This window comes from Methylobacterium durans (assembly GCF_003173715.1).
Taxonomy (GTDB): domain Bacteria; phylum Pseudomonadota; class Alphaproteobacteria; order Rhizobiales; family Beijerinckiaceae; genus Methylobacterium; species Methylobacterium durans.
The window spans coordinates 6,663,094-6,677,830 of the sequence record NZ_CP029550.1; the positions used below are offsets into that span (position 1 = coordinate 6,663,094).

Annotated in this window: 19 protein-coding genes; 9 read left to right on the top strand and 10 right to left on the bottom strand. The window is 72.7% G+C overall.

The window, feature by feature from the left end; all coding sequences use genetic code 11:
* The first annotated feature begins 217 nt into the window (after nt 1–217).
* The gene (locus DK389_RS31290; protein WP_109895679.1) at nt 218–430 is read left to right on the top strand and encodes a NepR family anti-sigma factor; all 213 of its coding nucleotides are present in this window, start codon (nt 218–220) and stop codon (nt 428–430) included.
* A gap of 126 nt (nt 431–556) precedes the next feature.
* Here DK389_RS31290 and DK389_RS31295 read toward each other — a convergent pair whose 3' ends face one another.
* Nucleotides 557–733 carry a DUF1328 domain-containing protein gene (locus DK389_RS31295; protein WP_003599466.1) on the bottom strand — a complete coding sequence of 59 codons (177 nt, stop codon included), beginning with the start codon at nt 731–733 and terminating at the stop codon, nt 557–559.
* Between the two features lie 327 nt (nt 734–1,060).
* On the opposite strand from DK389_RS31295, the gene DK389_RS33295 reads away from it, so the two are divergent.
* The 3 genes from DK389_RS33295 to DK389_RS31305 all read left to right on the top strand — a co-directional run bounded on the left by DK389_RS33295 (nt 1,061) and on the right by DK389_RS31305 (nt 3,531).
* Nucleotides 1,061–1,216: a hypothetical protein gene (locus DK389_RS33295; protein WP_162560981.1), complete on the top strand. Its 156-nt coding sequence runs from the start codon at nt 1,061–1,063 to the stop codon at nt 1,214–1,216.
* A 258-nt stretch (nt 1,217–1,474) separates the two neighbouring features.
* Entirely contained in the window at nt 1,475–2,467 is a 993-nt protein-coding gene (locus DK389_RS31300; protein ID WP_236960472.1) for a DUF2865 domain-containing protein, read from the top strand.
* A gap of 107 nt (nt 2,468–2,574) precedes the next feature.
* Nucleotides 2,575–3,531 carry an MBL fold metallo-hydrolase gene (locus DK389_RS31305; RefSeq protein ID WP_109895681.1) on the top strand — a complete coding sequence of 319 codons (957 nt, stop codon included), beginning with the start codon at nt 2,575–2,577 and terminating at the stop codon, nt 3,529–3,531.
* Between the two features lie 7 nt (nt 3,532–3,538).
* Here the strand turns inward: DK389_RS31305 and DK389_RS31310 are convergent, their stop codons facing one another.
* Nucleotides 3,539–4,318 carry a DUF1499 domain-containing protein gene (locus DK389_RS31310; RefSeq protein WP_109895683.1) on the bottom strand — a complete coding sequence of 260 codons (780 nt, stop codon included), beginning with the start codon at nt 4,316–4,318 and terminating at the stop codon, nt 3,539–3,541.
* A gap of 240 nt (nt 4,319–4,558) precedes the next feature.
* On the opposite strand from DK389_RS31310, the gene DK389_RS31315 reads away from it, so the two are divergent.
* The gene (locus DK389_RS31315; protein ID WP_109895685.1) at nt 4,559–5,044 is read left to right on the top strand and encodes a MarR family winged helix-turn-helix transcriptional regulator; all 486 of its coding nucleotides are present in this window, start codon (nt 4,559–4,561) and stop codon (nt 5,042–5,044) included.
* A gap of 10 nt (nt 5,045–5,054) precedes the next feature.
* Here DK389_RS31315 and DK389_RS31320 read toward each other — a convergent pair whose 3' ends face one another.
* From DK389_RS31320 to DK389_RS31335, 4 genes are all read right to left on the bottom strand, one after another.
* On the bottom strand, nt 5,055–5,321 hold the full coding sequence (locus DK389_RS31320; protein ID WP_109895687.1) for a DUF2312 domain-containing protein: 267 nt from the start codon (nt 5,319–5,321) through the stop codon (nt 5,055–5,057).
* Between the two features lie 114 nt (nt 5,322–5,435).
* A complete protein-coding gene (locus DK389_RS31325; RefSeq protein WP_109895009.1) occupies nt 5,436–6,245 on the bottom strand; it encodes an IS5 family transposase in 810 nt (269 codons plus the stop codon).
* Nucleotides 6,246–6,332: 87 nt separating this feature from the next.
* Nucleotides 6,333–6,641, bottom strand: coding sequence for a DUF1244 domain-containing protein (locus tag DK389_RS31330; protein ID WP_109895689.1), 309 nt, complete (start codon nt 6,639–6,641; stop codon nt 6,333–6,335).
* Nucleotides 6,642–6,696: 55 nt separating this feature from the next.
* The gene (locus tag DK389_RS31335; RefSeq protein WP_109895691.1) at nt 6,697–7,449 is read right to left on the bottom strand and encodes an N-formylglutamate amidohydrolase; all 753 of its coding nucleotides are present in this window, start codon (nt 7,447–7,449) and stop codon (nt 6,697–6,699) included.
* A gap of 168 nt (nt 7,450–7,617) precedes the next feature.
* On the opposite strand from DK389_RS31335, the gene DK389_RS31340 reads away from it, so the two are divergent.
* Together DK389_RS31340 and DK389_RS31345 are read left to right on the top strand one after the other, a co-directional pair.
* On the top strand, nt 7,618–8,949 hold the full coding sequence (locus DK389_RS31340; RefSeq protein WP_109895693.1) for a glycerate kinase type-2 family protein: 1,332 nt from the start codon (nt 7,618–7,620) through the stop codon (nt 8,947–8,949).
* Nucleotides 8,915–9,394, top strand: coding sequence for a DUF1036 domain-containing protein (locus tag DK389_RS31345; protein WP_109895695.1), 480 nt, complete (start codon nt 8,915–8,917; stop codon nt 9,392–9,394). The genes DK389_RS31340 and DK389_RS31345 overlap by 35 nt, the downstream gene beginning before the upstream one ends.
* 23 nt (nt 9,395–9,417) lie before the next feature.
* Here DK389_RS31345 and DK389_RS31350 read toward each other — a convergent pair whose 3' ends face one another.
* Nucleotides 9,418–10,188 carry a VOC family protein gene (locus tag DK389_RS31350; protein WP_109895697.1) on the bottom strand — a complete coding sequence of 257 codons (771 nt, stop codon included), beginning with the start codon at nt 10,186–10,188 and terminating at the stop codon, nt 9,418–9,420.
* Nucleotides 10,189–10,259: 71 nt separating this feature from the next.
* Nucleotides 10,260–10,697: a VOC family protein gene (locus tag DK389_RS31355; protein ID WP_109896996.1), complete on the bottom strand. Its 438-nt coding sequence runs from the start codon at nt 10,695–10,697 to the stop codon at nt 10,260–10,262.
* Between the two features lie 84 nt (nt 10,698–10,781).
* Here DK389_RS31355 and DK389_RS31360 point away from each other — a divergent pair, with 84 nt between their 5' ends.
* Both DK389_RS31360 and pyk read left to right on the top strand, forming a co-directional pair.
* On the top strand, nt 10,782–11,459 hold the full coding sequence (locus tag DK389_RS31360; protein WP_109895699.1) for a winged helix-turn-helix transcriptional regulator: 678 nt from the start codon (nt 10,782–10,784) through the stop codon (nt 11,457–11,459).
* A 153-nt stretch (nt 11,460–11,612) separates the two neighbouring features.
* Nucleotides 11,613–13,052 (top strand): pyruvate kinase, encoded by a 1,440-nt coding sequence (gene pyk / locus DK389_RS31365; protein WP_109896997.1) that lies wholly within the window; start codon nt 11,613–11,615, stop codon nt 13,050–13,052.
* A 4-nt stretch (nt 13,053–13,056) separates the two neighbouring features.
* Here the strand turns inward: pyk and DK389_RS31370 are convergent, their stop codons facing one another.
* Nucleotides 13,057–14,067, bottom strand: coding sequence for an alpha/beta hydrolase (locus tag DK389_RS31370; protein ID WP_109895701.1), 1,011 nt, complete (start codon nt 14,065–14,067; stop codon nt 13,057–13,059).
* Nucleotides 14,067–14,729, bottom strand: coding sequence for a tetratricopeptide repeat protein (locus DK389_RS31375; protein ID WP_109895703.1), 663 nt, complete (start codon nt 14,727–14,729; stop codon nt 14,067–14,069). The genes DK389_RS31370 and DK389_RS31375 overlap by 1 nt, the downstream gene beginning before the upstream one ends.
* Between the last annotated feature and the right edge of the window lie 8 nt (nt 14,730–14,737).

Below are 14,737 nucleotides of genomic sequence, written 5' to 3' on the forward strand. Positions count from 1 at the left end.
CTGGGCCTTGCCGTTCTTCTGGTAGCCTCCGCCCCAACGCGGATGGTCCGACTCCGTTCCGGCAACGCGGAACCGATTGTATGCCACGGCGTTGCAGCTGCAGCCATGACGTATGTCAAGCCGCAAAACAATCGCGGCGGCGCCCCCATGCGGCGCCAAGGGGACCTTGTGGATGATCGATGATGGTGGTGCCGAGGACGGTCCGGGACGGGGCCGAATGGACGATGCGCGCCGCGTGGGCGCGCCGTCCTCCGGAGCCCGATGCGCGGCCGATCCGCGCCAGGACCGCGCGGGTCTGAACGAGCAGACGCAGCGGCGGATCGGAAATCACCTGCGCAGCATGTACGACGCGGTTCTCCAGCAGCCGGTCCCTGACCGTTTCCGCGACCTGATCGCGCGGCTCGACGCCTCCGAGCCGGATCAGGCCTGAGCGGGTTCGCGTAGCGGTGCACGGGGCGGCCCGTCGAGCGTCGAGCCGATCTGATATGAACGAAGGCCGCCCCTGTCCGATCGGCGGGGCGGCCTGTTCAGGCAACGGCCGGGCGGCCGTGCCGCCTCAGAGTGTGGGTGAACGGCCCCGCATCAGGCCGATCACGGCCGAGATCGCGAACAGGACGATCGCCACGAAGAAGACGAGCTTGGCGGCTTCCATCGCGGTGCCGGCGATGCCGCCGAAGCCGAGGAGCGCGGCCACGAGGGCCACGACAAGAAACGTAACGGCCCATCCGAGCATTTGCGTGTTCCTTCTCGATCGTGGTGCGGGCTGAGCCGTCACCTTCTGAAGGCAATAACGTCAAGGTTTCGGAACAGTTCCTCGGGGGCCGATCAGGTGACGGGAGGGCCGAGGTCTTCGCTGCGCGCGGATCCGATCTCCCTGCGGCGCATCGCCCGCCTCCCTCGCACGGCGCCGTTCGAGCCCCCATCTTCCGCATCGAACCGCACCGCGCGGTGGGCCGGCCCGGAACAGGGTCGGGCGGCACCGCGTTCGTAGACGGTTCCCGGCTCACGTGAGCCGTGACCGTGAGCCGTCACCGTGTGAGCCCTGAACGTGAGCTCTGAGATGAGAGATTTCGCCACCGCCGTCGCCAAGCGTTTCGCCGAGGCCGCCTCGACCGCCCTCAAGGGCGCCGCGCGCCTCCTCGAGGGCGCGATGCCGTCGCCGCAGCCGGTGCCGGTGCCCGTCCGGGTGCGGGGCCGCAGGGACGCGCGCCGCTGATCTGACAGCCGCCCCGGGGGCGCACGGACTAAGCCCTGTCGAAGCCGCCTGCGGGCGGCTTTTTCGTGCCCTGAGCGGTCTTCGGCGGCACGGATGTCCAGTCTTGGCACAGGTTCTGCGAAATCCCGGCCTCCGCCTCATCTGTTGTTCCCCCTGCCATCCGTGATCGTCCGCAATTGTACGGGCGGTGAGGGCTGCTTAAACAGCGCTCTGGCCGGACTCGGCTCGACGATTCGGCCGCGGCCGGGGGGCGTTCTCATGTCTATCAGCGCGCGGCTGGGCCGGTTCGCCGCGGCCGGGGGTACGCCCCGGCAGATGATCGGCACGGCGCTGGCCGGACTGATCCTCGGCATCGGCGCCGTGATCATCAGCGCGAGCCTGGTGCGGGCCTCCGAGCGCAACGGCCTCCTCGGCTTCTTCGAGGACCTGTTCCGCCCGGCGCCGACACGGCTGGCCGCGGATATGCCGCAGCCCCGGCGCTACGCGAACCTGCCCGATGGGCGCGGGGTCCCGAGCCGCCGCCTCGCGCCGCCGGCCCACCACCGCCTCGCGGACCTCCGGATCCGAGCGGCACACCCCCGGCGCGCATCGCTCCGCCGCGACCGGGCGGCGGCTCTTACGCTCGCCGGCACGCGCACGGTCTGTGTGCGCGCCTGCGACGGCTTCCTCTTCCCGCTCGGCCATCTCGGCGCGCGCCGCGACCTGCCCGTTCACGAGGCCGCCTGCGCCGCCGCCTGCCCCGGCGCCGCCACCAGCCTCTACACGCTCGCTCCGCGCGAGAGCGACCTCGACCGGGCCGTGAGCCTCAAGGGGCAGCCCTATCTCGGGGCGGCCTTTGCGAACGTCTACCGCCGGCGGCGCGTGGCGGATTGCGCCTGCCAGCCCCCGGGGGGCGCGGCGCCCCTGCCGATCGCGCAGGACCCGACCCTGCGTCGCGGCGACGTCGTCGCCCTGCGCACCACCGCGGCGGTGGTGAGCCAGAGCCGCTCCGGCGTCCTCGAACTCGTCGATTTCCGCAAGGCCCGGACGCTGTCCGCCGCCCGCACCCGCACGATCGAGGACAAGGTCGGCATCCTGCGCCGGGAGGCGGAGATCCGCGCCTTCCGCAGGGCGATGCGGGCCGCGGACCGCGCCGGCATCGTCCGCGTCGCCGCGGCCGGCGAAGGCTTTCAGGGCGTCCCCCGGGCAGCGGAGGCGCGGGGCGGCCTCAGCCCGGTCCGCGTGGTCGAGGCCTCGCCCTACGCCCGCTGATCGGGGCCGCGTTGTCGGCAGCCGCCCGATGTCGTAGTCCGGCCCGGACAGGCGGGCCCGGCGGAGCGGGCCCCAAGCCGAGACCCGATCAAGTCGAGACCCGATCCATGAACGAGACGAATGGCGGGCCCGAGGCCGAGCCGGCCTTCGACGGGGCACCGCCCGCTCCCGGCACGATCGAGGCGCTGAGCCCGCTCGTGCGCCGACGCGTCGCCCCGAACGGCGGCCCCTTCACGGCGAGCGGTACCTGCACCTACGTGGTCGGCCGCGGCCGCGTCGCGGTGATCGATCCGGGCCCCGAGGATGCGGGCCATGTCGAGGCGCTGCTCGCCGGCCTGCCCGGCGAGAGCGTCGAGGCGATCGTGGTGACGCACACCCACCGCGACCACTCGCCGGGCGCGCGCCTGCTCGCCGCGCGGACGGGTGCGCCGATCGTCGGATGCGGTCCGCACCGGGCGGCCCGCTCGCTCGCCGAGGGCGAGCTGCCGATGCTCGACGCCAGCGCCGACAAGCTCCACCGTCCGGACCGGGAACTCACCGAGGGCGAGACGGTCTCCGGCCCCGGCTGGACGCTGGTGGCCGTCGAGACGCCCGGCCACACCATGAACCACCTCGCCTTCGCCCTGCCGGAGGAGGCCGCCCTGTTCTCGGGCGACCACGTGATGGCGTGGTCGACGAGCGTCGTCGCGCCGCCGGACGGCTCGATGCGGGCCTACATGGACTCCCTCGACAAGCTGCGCGAGCGCCCGGAAACGATCTACTGGCCGGGGCACGGCGGGCCGGTGCGCGATCCCCGCCGCTTCGTGCGCGGGCTCGCCGCCCACCGCCGCCAGCGCGAGACCGCGATCCGGGCGCAGGTGGCGGCGGGCGAGGCCGACATCCGCAGCATCGTCGAGGCGATCTACCAGGGCCTCAACCCGGCGCTGATGGGCGCGGCCGCCCTCTCGGTCTTCGCCCATCTGGAGGATCTGGTCGAGCGCGGCCTCGTCCTCACGGACGGGCCGGCCCGGCTCCAGGGGCGCTATCGGGCCGGCCTGGTCCCGGCCGGTCCGCGCGGCGCCTGAAAGACCCCTACTTCACCGCGATGGCGAGGTTGGCGACCTCGTCGAGATAGGCGCGGATCCGGTCGGCGTTGACGCCGAGATCGCGGCCGGGGAGCCGCGAGGCCGACCGCACGTCGATGCGCGCGCCGTCGGCGCGGGGATGCACCCGCACGGTGACGTCGTCCGGCAGGTTCAGGACGAGGCCGCGGGCGATCGCCTCGATGCGCCCGTTGCCGATGCGCCCGCCGGGCCGGATCGCCTCGACGATCTGCCAGCGCCGGTTGATCGCCGCCTTCCGGGCGAGCTCGAACGCTTGGTCGACGTCGATGTCGAGGGTCAGCGGCGCGATCTGCGGGTAGGCGGATCTCTGGCGCTCCCGCGCGGCCGGTCCGGGATCGGCCGGGTAGCGCCCGTTGCGGGCGGCGAAGGCCGTGCGCGAGCGCGAGAAGGCGGGCGGGTTCTCGATGTCGGTCGTGACGTCGTTGATCGCCGGCAGCCGCAGGCCCCGGAGGCCGGCATAGGCCGGGTAGGCGAGGATCACGAGCGACAGGAACAGGCCGCCGAAGGCCGGCCCGAGGCCGCGCGCCCCCTCGCGCCAGACCCGCAGGAAGGCGAAGGCCGCGAGCGCCAGCGAGACCAGGGCGAGCGCCAGCCCGCTCCCGAGGGTGGCGAGCGCGGGCACCGTCTCCGCCCGCGGGTCGCGGACGACGAGGAGGGCGATCCCCGTGACGAGGAGCGCGAGCCACGCCACCTGCCGCGACAGGCCGCCGGCGCGGGTGACGGGTTCCTCGATGAGCAGGCGGCGCATGATGGCGGGTTCGGCGTCCGGGGCTGACGGGCGTTGAGGCGGGCCGCGCGGGGTCGCGGACGGGCGGGGGGCAAGCTTTACAGCCGGGCTGTTCCCGGCGCCACCCGCGCCGCTCTCCGCAACCGGTGCGCGTGGCGCCCAGGATCATCATTGGTCGGCCACGTACGCGCCAAACCTCCCACAGCTGTCTCCGGTGGACCCGCTGCCGGCTCGTCGCGGGTCTGCTATAGGCAAGCCACGATGTCGCGTCTCACCGCCCAGCAAGCCCCGGCCGCCGACCTTGAGCCCGTCGATCCGCTCCGGGTCTGGTTCCGGTTCATCCGGCTGAACCGGCGCGTCTCGGCCGCCGTGGGCGCGGAACTGCGCGAGATCGGCCTCTCGATCCCGCAATTCGACGTTCTGTCGACCCTGACCGAGCGCGAGGGCCTGACGCAGCAGGAACTGGCCGCGCGCCTCTACGTGACCAAGGGCAACGTGTCGGGGCTGATCGACCGGCTGGTCGAGGCGGGGCTCGTGGAGCGCCGGGCGATTCCCGGGGACCGGCGCTCGCACGCCCTGCATCTCACGCCCGCGGGGACCACCCTAGCCTCGCGGGGCATCGCGGCGCAGGAGGCCTACGTGGCGCGCACGCTCGGCCGCCTCGCGCCCGAGGATGTCGCCGCCTTCGAGCGCCTCGTGCTGCAGTGGCGGGACCTCGTGCGCGCCGACGAGGCCGGTCGACCCTGAGCGGGATCGCCTACGCCATCCCGAGCGCCTGCATGTAGAGCTCCAGGATCGCCTCCTCCTCCTGGCGCTCGGCGTGGTCCTTCTTGCGCAGGGAGATGATCTTGCGCAGGGCCTTGGTGTCGAAGCCGGTGCCCTTCGCCTCGGCGTAGACGTCCTTGATGTCGCCGGCGAGGCCCGCCTTCTCCTCCTCCAGGCGCTCGATGCGCTCGATGAAGCTCTTGAGCTGGTCGGCGGCGACCGAGGAGGGGTCGACCGCCGGGCTTGCTGAGGCTGCCATGTCTGCGAAAGTCCTTTCATCGGTGCGCCGCGCGGCGCCTCACGCGGGGTGGTAGGCGAGCAACCTTACCGGGAGATTAGCCCTCGATCTCAGAGCCTGTTTGAGGTCTTGTTTTCAGGCGGGATTGTTGAGGGCGTTGGCGGCCATGAGGCTGGCGACGCAGGCGAGGCGTCCCGTTGCAACGTCGAGGCGACCAGCGCGCTCACGGAGCAGGCCACCCCAGTGGCTGAGCCAGCCGAAGGTTCTCTCTACGACCCAGCGCCGCTCCAGCACGACGAAGCCCTTCTGGTCCGGCTGCTTCTCGACCACGCGGTGGCGCATGCCGTGGAGGTTGCACCATTCTTGGCAGCGCTCGGCCGTGAAGGCACCGTCGAGGAGAGCCAGACGCAGGCTGGGCCACGTCTGCTTGCCCGCATCCAGCGCCGGCAGCGTGTCGCGATCCTGCACGTTGGCGGGCACGACAGCCAGCGCCAGGACGTGCCCTTGGGCATCCACCAGAGCCACGCGTTTGCGCCCGACCAGCTTCTTGGCACCATCGTAGCCGCGCGGCCCGCGGACCCCGATGCACTTGACGCTTTGCGTGTCGATGACCGCCAGCCGTGGATCGGGCCGACGTCCGCAACGCCGCCGCTGACGGCGCGCCAGAGCCCGCATCAGGCTCTCGAACAGGCCCTTCTCGATCCAGCGCCGGAACCAGCCATAGACCGTGCGCCAGGGCGGAAAGCCGGCCGGCAATGCCCGCCAACCTCCGCCCGTCCGCAGGTGCCAAGCGATCCCGGCCAGCACTTGACGCGCCGCTGTCGCTTCTGGACGGCCCGGCGGATCGGCTCGTTTCAGAAAACAGGCCACCTCGTCCAAGCCAGCCTGCAACACCATGTCCTTCAGGCGCGACTCATGACGCGTCCGATGTCGGTCCGTCCACATCTGCTCTCCACTCCGCCCCGCCAGGCGGAATTCATGTTGGCTCATGAGACAGATGGGGACGGCCGGCGGAGGTGCTCAAACAGGCTCTCAGTGCGGCTCGGCCTGCCGCTTGGCGAAGGCGGCCTGCTGCTCCGGGGTCGCCTCGGCCTGATGCTGCGCCTTCCAGGCGTCGTAGGGCATGCCGTAGACCTGCTCGCGGCTCTCGTCCTTGGTCAGCGGCAGGCCGCGCGCGTCGGCGGCGTCCTTCAGCCAGTTCGAGAGGCAGTTGCGGCAGAAGCCCGCGAGATTCATCAGGTCGATGTTCTGCACGTCGGGGCGGTTCTGCAGGTGGGAGACGAGGCGCCGGAACACGGCGGCCTCCAGCTCCGTCTGGGTCTTCGGATCGATCTCGGACATCTCGGGAAGCTCCTGGTGTGCGTGTCCGCTGAGGTCGGCGGCGCGGGGGCCCGCGTCAAGCGGCGGGGCGAAGGATCGGGCGCAGCAGCTTGGCGAAGCGCTCGGCCCATTCCGCCTGGCCCGCCTCGCCCGCGATCAGGTCCTGGCGGATCTCGACGAGGGCGTTCGGCAGGCCGCGGGCCGTGGCGTGGCGGTCGATCGTGTCGCCCGGCAATCCCCCGCCGTAGGGCTCGTTGTCGCCGACCGTGAGCCCGGCCGGATCCGCCTTGAGCCCCGCGATGAGGGGCGCGCTCAACCGGTCGTCCCGGTCGTAGAGGATGCCGACCTGCCAGGGCCGCGCGACGCCGCGCCAGTACGGCGTGAAGCTGTGGATGGTGACGAGGACGGGGGCAGCGCCCGCCGCCTCCCCGGCGGCGACGGCGGCGTCGATCGCCCGGTCGAAGGGCTCGTAGAAGCGGGCGACGCGCTCGGCCTTGCCCGCCTCGTCGATCCGCGCGTTGCCCGGCACCACTGCCCCGTCCGAGAGCCGCATCACCAGGGTCGGGTCGGCCCGGCCCCGGTTCGGATCGATGATCAGGCGCGAGAAGCGGGTGAGGATCGCTGGCGCCCCGAGATGGCGGGCGAGCGCCCGCGTCACCCCGGCCGCGCCGATGTCGTAAGCGATGTGGCGGCCGAATTCCGCCTCCGGCACGCCGAGGACGATGTCCTCCGGCACGAAGTTCGAGGCGTGGTCGCAGACCAGGAGCAGCCCGCAGGCCGGATCGCCGGGCACCGTCTCGACGGGATGGGGCGGATGCGGGACGGGCATGGGATCCGGTTCGTTTCCAGCTTGCCGACAGGTCGAGGCTCGGGCAGAGCACGTATCAAGGATCGTGCGCTCACGGCAACATGAGGCCCGTCGCCCTCCCCTCGCTGACGCGGGCGCGATGGCGAGGACGCACGAGAAGAAGACGACACGACGCGCGAGGACGCCCGCATGAGTGCCACCACGCCCGCCCCGACCGGGAGCCCGAACGAGACCGGGGCGACCGATCTGCGCAGCCTGCTCAACGGGTTCCTCACGGAGGCGATCGCCGCCGCCCACCCGGCGCGCTGCCTCCTGCCCCACCTTCCGCCGCCGCCGAAGGGCCGCCTCGTCATCCTCGGCGCCGGCAAGGCCGGCGGCAGCATGGCGGCGGTGGCGAGCCGCTTCTACCGCGAGGAGCACGGGCTCGGGGCCGACCGCATCACCGGACTCGCGGTGGCCCGCCACGGCTACGGCGAGGAGGCGCCGCTGATCCGCATGGTCGAGGCAGGGCATCCGGTGCCGGACGCCGCCGGCATCGAGGCGACGAAGGAGGCGCTGCGCATCGCGACCGAGGCCGGCCCGGACGACGAGGTGCTGGTGCTGCTCTCGGGCGGCGGCTCGGCCAACTGGATCGCGCCGGCCGGCGACCTGACGCTCGCCGAGAAACAGGCCATCACCCGGGCCCTCCTGCGCTCGGGCGCGCCGATCAACGAGATCAACACGGTGCGCAAGCACATCTCGCGGATCAAAGGCGGGCGCCTCGCATTGGCCGCCCGCAACGCGGCGCGCATCCTCACCCTCGCGATCTCCGACGTGCCCTTCGACGATCCCGCCGTGATCGCCTCCGGCCCGACCGTGCCCGACCCGTCGACGCTGGCCGAGGCCCGCGCCATCTGCGAGCGCCGCGGCATCCCCCTGCCCGCGGCGGCCAAGGCCCTCCTGAACGACCCGAACAACGAGACCCCGAAGGCGGGCGACCCGGCCTTCGCGCGGGCCGAGTACCGCATCATCGCCCGGCCGATCGACGCGCTGGAGGCCGCCGCCGCCGCCGCCGCGAAGGCCGGCTACGAGCCGGTCATGCTGGGCTCGGACCTCGAGGGCGAGGCCCGCGAGGTGGCGGCCGAGCACGCGCGGCTCGCCCGCGAGGCGAAGGCGCAGGGGCGCAAGGTGGCCCTGATCTCCGGCGGCGAGCTGACCGTGACGATCCGCGGCGAGGGCCACGGCGGTCCGAACCAGGAATACGCGCTGGCGCTCGCCATCGCGCTGGAGGCCGAGCCCGGCATCGCCGGCATCGCGGCCGACACCGACGGCACCGACGGCGGCCGCGGCGAGGCGACCGACCCGGCCGGCGGCCTCGTCGACGCCACCACCCTGGAGCGCGCCCGCGCGGCCGGCCTCGATCCGGCCGCGATGCTCGCCGACAACGATTCGACGCGCTTCTTCGCGACGATCGGCGACCTCGTCCAGCCCGGCCCCACCCGCACCAATGTCAACGATTGCCGCATCATCCTCGTCGGCTGAGCCCGTGAGCGCAGGCCGCGCAGCGCTCGGGCTCGCCCTCGCGGCCTCCCTCTGCCTCCTCGGCGCGGGGCCCGCGCGGGCGGACCTGCGCATGTGCAACCTGACGGCGAGCAAGGTCGGCGTCGCGCTGGGCTACCGGGACCCGCAGGGCTGGGTCACGGAAGGCTGGTGGGATCTGACGCCGAAGGCTTGCGAGACGCTCCTGAAGGGGGCGCTCGCGGCCCGCTTCTACTACGTCTTCGCGGTGGACTACACGCGCGGGGGCGAGTGGAGCGGGCGCTCGCTGATGTGCACCAAGGATTCCGAGTTCACGATCCGCGGGGTCGAGGATTGCCTTGCCCGCGGCTACGACCGCAACGGCTTCTTCGAGGTCGATACCGGCGAGCAGAAGAGCTGGACGATCCAGCTCACCGACCCGAACCAGCCGGCCGCCCCCTCCCCGTGACCGCCCCCTCCCCGTGACCGCCCTCACCGCCGCGCGGCGACGAGCGAGAAGAAGGCGCCCTGCGGGTCCATGCACTGCACGATGAAGGAGCCGCCCGGCACCTCGTGCGGGCCCATCAGGATCTTGCCGCCGTGCTCGGTGACGCGGGCGGCGGCCGCGTCGATCTCCGGAACGGTGACGTAGTAGCCCCAGGCCGAGACCGGCATGCCCGGCGGCCGGTTCATCATGCCGCCGATCGCGCGCCCGTTCGCCGCGAAGGTCTGGTAGGTGCCCATCGGCCCGAGATCGACGGCCCGGTCCTTCGTCCAGCTGAACAAGCCGGCATAGAAGGCGAAGGCGGCCTCCCAGTCCGTCGCGAAGAGCTCGTGCCAGCCGAAATGGCCGGGCGTGGCGGCGGGGACCTCCGGCATCGCGGGACCGCTCGGCCGGAAGAGGACAAAGAACGCCCCCTGCGGATCGGTGACGACGGCGAAGCGCCCGACCTCGGGCAGATCCTCGGGCCCTTTCCGCACGCCGCCGCCGGCCGCGACCACCCGCTCGGCGACCGCGTCGACGTCTGCCACGCTGACGAAGCCGCTCCAGCCCGGATGGCCCCCTTGCGCCCTCACCTCGTCGGCGAGCGGCGCGATGCCGGCGACCGGGCGGTCCCCTGCGCTGAGGATCGTGTAGGGCCCGCCGCCGCCCGTCCAGGGCTGCGCCTCCCATCCCACCACGGCGCGGTAGAAAGCCTCGGCGCCTCCCGTGTCGGTCGTCATGAGCTGGTACCAGACGAAGGTATTGGCGCTCTCGGACATGGCGGACTCCCTCTCTTCGCGTCGGTGGACGGCCGATCGTGCCCGATTCGGCGCGACCGTTCGATGTCGCCTCAGCCGTTGCCCGCCGCGTAGGCCTCCGGGCCCTTGGCTGCCGCGACGGGATCCATCCAGCTGATCTCCCAGACGTGCCCGTCGGGATCCTCGAAGCTGCGGCCGTACATGAAGCCGTAATCCTGCTTCGGGCCGGGATCGGGCCGCCCGCCCGCGGCCTCGGCGCGGGCCACCATCGCGTCCACCGCCTCGCGGCTCTCCTGCGAGATGCAGATCAGGACCTGGCAGGTCTCCCGTGCGTCCGGAATCGTCTTCGTGGTGAAGGTGCCGAAGAAGGCGTGGCTCAGGAGCATCGCGTGGATCACGTCCGAGAACACCATGCAGGAGGCGTCGTCGTTCGAGAAATTCGGGTTCTTGGTGGCGCCGACCGCCTCGTAGAAGGCCGTCGACTTGGCCACGTCGCGCACGGGCAGGTTCACGAAGATCATCTGCGGCATCGGCATTCCCTCTCTCGTTCGCTCATGCCCGGCCCCCACGGCCAAGTTTGACCGTGATGCCTGATTTGGTTATAAATTGCAACCATGAAGTTAGAAAAAGTAACTGATGAGGCACGGCCGGGGCGGCGCTACGACGACGCCTGCGCGGCCGCGCACGCCCTCGATCTGGTGGGCGAGCGCTGGGCGCTCCTCGTGATGCGGGAGCTCATGCTCGGCCCGAAGCGGTTCAGCGATCTGCGCGCCGATCTTCCCGGCATCAGCGCCAACGTGCTGACGCAGCGCCTCGAAGGGCTGGAGGCGGTGGGCGTCCTCGTCCGCCGCAAGCTGCCGCCGCCCGCCGGAACGCAGGTCTACGCGCTGACGCCATGGGGCTACGAGAGCGAGCCGATCTTCCAGGCCCTGGGCCGCTGGGCGGCGCGCTCGCCGCTGCACGACCCGACGCTGCCCTTCAGCGCCACCTCGCTCTTCCTCTCCTTCCGCACCATGCTCGACCCGGCGCGGGCCGGAGATCTCTCGGCCCGCATCGGCTTTCGCATCGGGGCCGAGACCTTCCTCGCCCACCTCCGGGACGGGGCGATCCATGTGGACCGGGGCCCGGTCGATGGCGCCGATCTCGTGCTGACGGGCCCCGCCCCCGTCATCGCCGCGGCGGTCTACGGCGGCCAGTCCTTCGAGGCCCTCGCCGGCGCGCTCGGGATCGATGGCGACCGGGCACTCGCGGAGCGCTTCGTCACCCTGTTCCCGCTTCCCCCGAAGGCGTGAGGGCCGGCGCCCGGCGCGCCCCTCCCCCGTGAAACGGCGATTGCCGGGCCCGGCCGCTTGACGCGGGGGCCCGGCCGGTGCTTGTGGCCGCTCGCCCTCAACCGGCCGGACACGACGCACCGCCGGGCTCGCGCTGCCTAGATGGAGGCCGGATTGAAACGCTCACGCCGCACGAAGATCGTCGCCACGCTCGGACCGGCCTCCGACACGCCGGAGATGATCACGAAGCTCTTCCATGCGGGTGCGGACGTGTTCCGGCTCAACATGAGCCACCTGCCGCGCGAGAAGCTGCCCGAGAAGATCGAGGTGATCCGCGCCATCGAGCGCGAGGCCAAGCGCCCGATCGCGATCCTCGTCGATCTGCAGGGCCCGAAGCTGCGCCTCGGCGCCTTCGCGGAGGGCAGCGCCATGATCGCGAACGGGGCGAGCTTCGTCCTCGACAGCGACCAGACGCCGGGCAACGCCGATCGCGTCTACCTGCCCCATCCCGAGATCCTCACCGCGCTGGAGCCCGGCCATTCCGTCATCATCGACGACGGCAAGCTGCGCCTGACCGTCACCGAGGTGGGCGAGGGCCGCGTCGTGACCCGCGTCGAGGTCGGCGGCCGCATCTCGAACCGCAAGGGCGTCTCGCTGCCCCACACGGTGATCCCGGTCCCGGCCATGACCGACAAGGACCGGTTGGACCTCGAGGCCGGGCTCAATGCCGGGGCCGACTGGATCGCCGTCTCCTTCGTGCAGCGCCCCGAGGACATGGCCGAGGTGAAGGCGCTGGCCGCCGGCCGGGCGCTGGTGATGGCCAAGATCGAGAAGCCGCAGGCGCTGACCCGCCTCGACGAGATCATGGAAGTCTCCGACGGCCTCATGGTCGCTCGCGGCGACCTCGGCGTCGAGATGCCCCTGGAGCAGGTGCCGGGCGTCCAGAAGCGGATCACCCGCGGCGCGCGGCGCCTCGGCAAGCCCGTCGTCGTCGCGACGCAGATGCTCGAATCGATGATCACCGCCCCCGTGCCGACCCGCGCCGAGGTCTCGGACGTGGCGACGGCCGTCTACGAGGGCGCCGACGCGGTGATGCTCTCGGCCGAGAGCGCCTCGGGGGCCTTCCCGGTCGAGGCGATCGCCACCATGAACCGCATCGCCGAGCAGGTGGAGAAGGACGCGCTCTACTGGGACATCCTGACCGCCCAGCAGCGCTCTGCGCCCGAGGCGACAGCCTCGGACGCGATCGCGGCGGCGGCCCACCAGATGGTTGGTTCCCTCGGCCTCAACGCGATCATGGCCTGGACGCATTCGGGCTCGACGGCGCTGCGCCTCGCCCGCTCGCGCCCGAACGCCACCGTGATCGCGCTCACCCCGAAGCGCGAGACCGCGCGCCGCCTCGCCATGGCCTGGGGCACGCACCCGATCGTCACGAACGACGCGAGCGACGTCGACGACATGGCCTTCCGGGCCGCGAAGTTCGCCGTGCGCGAGCGTTTCGCGGAAGTCGGCGACCGGGTGATCGTCGTGGCGGGCGTCCCCTTCGGCACGCCGGGCGCGACGAACCTCGTGCGCATCGCCTTCGTGACCCGCGAGCACGCCGCGCGGGCCTGAGCGCTCAGGGAGCGGCCGCCGGCACCGGCTGCCGCTCCGCGATCCGCCCGGCGATCCGGCCGACCTCCCGCGCGAGGGCGTCGGCGGCGACGTAGTGGACCATGTGGCCGATGCCCGGCAGGACCACGAGCTCGGCGCCGGGGATCCGCTCCGCGAGGGGCCGGGCCTGGAGGTTCGTCCGCACGACCGGGTCCGACTCGCCCGCCACGATCACGGTCGGCGTCCGGATCGCGCCGTAGCGCGGGCCCTGCTCCGCCAACGCCGCGGGCAGGCCGATCAGGTCCTGGACGTTGGAGAGCAGGGTGCCTGGGCGCAGGACGAGGGCGGCTCGCGCCCGCGTCAGGTAATCCGCGCTCACCGGCTGCGGCGCGAATACCGCCCTGGCCGCGCCCTCCAGGTAGGTCATCGCGACGGGCGGCCCGAGAGTCCGGCTGAGGAGCCATGCGACGGGCGGCCGCGCGGCGAGCCGCCAGTACCAGGGCGGGTCCGGGCGCTGCGGGAACGGCAGGGCCACCGGCGAGACCAGGACGAGGCCCGCCACCCGCTCCGGATGCTCCAGCGCGAGATTCGCCGCGAGGGCGCCGGACCAGGAATGCCCGAGCACGATGGCGGGGCCGACGCCCATCCGCTCCAGCGCCTCGGCGATGGCGGCCGCCTGCGCCGCGGGCGTCGCGGCGTCGAGGCGGTCGCTCCAGCCAAAGCCCGGCCGGTCGAAGGCGATCACGCGAAAACCCTGCGCCGCGAGAAGGCGGCCGACGCCCTCCATCGGCTCCGCCGCGTTCGCCGAGGCGCCGTGGAGCAGGATCACGGTGGCGCGCGCCCCCTCGTGCGGACCGGCCTCGATCGCGGCGAGGCGCCCGCCCCGCACCGGGACGAACGGCCCGGCGGGCGGAAATTGCGCCTCGGCACGGAGCGTGATGAGCAGGCTGGCGACGGCGCCGAGGCCGAGCGCGCCGCCGATCAGGGCCGCGGCGAGGCCGAGGAGGACGGCCAGCGCCTGCGGCGCGAAGCCCATCAGAGGTCGCGGCCGTCGACCTCGGGGGCGAGCCGCTCGATCGAGCTCTGGACCTTGTCCATGCGCGGGTAGAGGGCGGCGGCGCGGCGGAAGGCGCTGAGCGCCCGCACCTTGTCGTCCAGCGAGAGATAGACCCGGCCGAGCGTCGCCCAGGCCTCGTAGTGGCGCGGCTCCAGCACGAGGGCGCGCTGCAGGTCGGCGATCGCCGCGGCCTTGTCGGAGAGGTGCCAGAACACGCTGGCCCGCCGGCTCCAGCCCTCGGACCAGCCGGGTTCGAGCGTCAGCACCCGGTCCATCAGCTCGACGGCGAGGGGGAAGTCCCGGGACGCCATCGCCTGTCCGGCGCGCTCGGTGAGGAGGTCGGCGGTGGCGCTGCCCGACCGGTCGAGGCGCCGCTCGATCAGCTTGGAGATGCCCTTCGCCTCGGCATCGTCCTCGGTCTCGCGCAGGCGCGCGAACAGCTCTTCGAGGCTGGCAGGCGGCTTGGGCCTGGCCGCCTCGGGCCTGGCCGTGTCGGGCTTGGCGGTGTCAGGCTTGGCCCGATCCTCGGCCTGCGGCTCGCGCGAGAGCGTGCCGGGCGGCGCCGCGGCGGCGGGCAACAGGGCGGAGCCCAACAGCACAGCCAGGGCGGCCGCCGGAGATCGGGGAAGGAGGCGCAGCATCCGGAGAG

What these genes read in the sequence shown, in the direction of transcription:
- DK389_RS31325 (WP_109895009.1), bottom strand. Translation starts at nt 6,245, where the DNA reads ATGTGGACGGACCGACATCGGACGCGTCATGAGTCGCGCCTGAAGGAC.
- DK389_RS31360 (WP_109895699.1), top strand. Translation starts at nt 10,782, where the DNA reads ATGAAGTTAGAAAAAGTAACTGATGAGGCACGGCCGGGGCGGCGCTAC.
- DK389_RS31315 (WP_109895685.1), top strand. Translation starts at nt 4,559, where the DNA reads ATGTCGCGTCTCACCGCCCAGCAAGCCCCGGCCGCCGACCTTGAGCCC.
- DK389_RS31355 (WP_109896996.1), bottom strand. Translation starts at nt 10,697, where the DNA reads ATGCCGCAGATGATCTTCGTGAACCTGCCCGTGCGCGACGTGGCCAAG.
- DK389_RS31300 (WP_236960472.1), top strand. Translation starts at nt 1,475, where the DNA reads ATGTCTATCAGCGCGCGGCTGGGCCGGTTCGCCGCGGCCGGGGGTACG.
- DK389_RS31320 (WP_109895687.1), bottom strand. Translation starts at nt 5,321, where the DNA reads ATGGCAGCCTCAGCAAGCCCGGCGGTCGACCCCTCCTCGGTCGCCGCC.
- DK389_RS31375 (WP_109895703.1), bottom strand. Translation starts at nt 14,729, where the DNA reads ATGCTGCGCCTCCTTCCCCGATCTCCGGCGGCCGCCCTGGCTGTGCTG.
- DK389_RS31370 (WP_109895701.1), bottom strand. Translation starts at nt 14,067, where the DNA reads ATGGGCTTCGCGCCGCAGGCGCTGGCCGTCCTCCTCGGCCTCGCCGCG.
- DK389_RS31310 (WP_109895683.1), bottom strand. Translation starts at nt 4,318, where the DNA reads ATGCGCCGCCTGCTCATCGAGGAACCCGTCACCCGCGCCGGCGGCCTG.
- DK389_RS31335 (WP_109895691.1), bottom strand. Translation starts at nt 7,449, where the DNA reads ATGCCCGTCCCGCATCCGCCCCATCCCGTCGAGACGGTGCCCGGCGAT.
- DK389_RS31330 (WP_109895689.1), bottom strand. Translation starts at nt 6,641, where the DNA reads ATGTCCGAGATCGATCCGAAGACCCAGACGGAGCTGGAGGCCGCCGTG.
- DK389_RS33295 (WP_162560981.1), top strand. Translation starts at nt 1,061, where the DNA reads ATGAGAGATTTCGCCACCGCCGTCGCCAAGCGTTTCGCCGAGGCCGCC.
- DK389_RS31350 (WP_109895697.1), bottom strand. Translation starts at nt 10,188, where the DNA reads ATGTCCGAGAGCGCCAATACCTTCGTCTGGTACCAGCTCATGACGACC.
- DK389_RS31340 (WP_109895693.1), top strand. Translation starts at nt 7,618, where the DNA reads ATGAGTGCCACCACGCCCGCCCCGACCGGGAGCCCGAACGAGACCGGG.
- DK389_RS31305 (WP_109895681.1), top strand. Translation starts at nt 2,575, where the DNA reads ATGAACGAGACGAATGGCGGGCCCGAGGCCGAGCCGGCCTTCGACGGG.
- DK389_RS31345 (WP_109895695.1), top strand. Translation starts at nt 8,915, where the DNA reads ATGTCAACGATTGCCGCATCATCCTCGTCGGCTGAGCCCGTGAGCGCA.
- DK389_RS31290 (WP_109895679.1), top strand. Translation starts at nt 218, where the DNA reads ATGGACGATGCGCGCCGCGTGGGCGCGCCGTCCTCCGGAGCCCGATGC.
- DK389_RS31295 (WP_003599466.1), bottom strand. Translation starts at nt 733, where the DNA reads ATGCTCGGATGGGCCGTTACGTTTCTTGTCGTGGCCCTCGTGGCCGCG.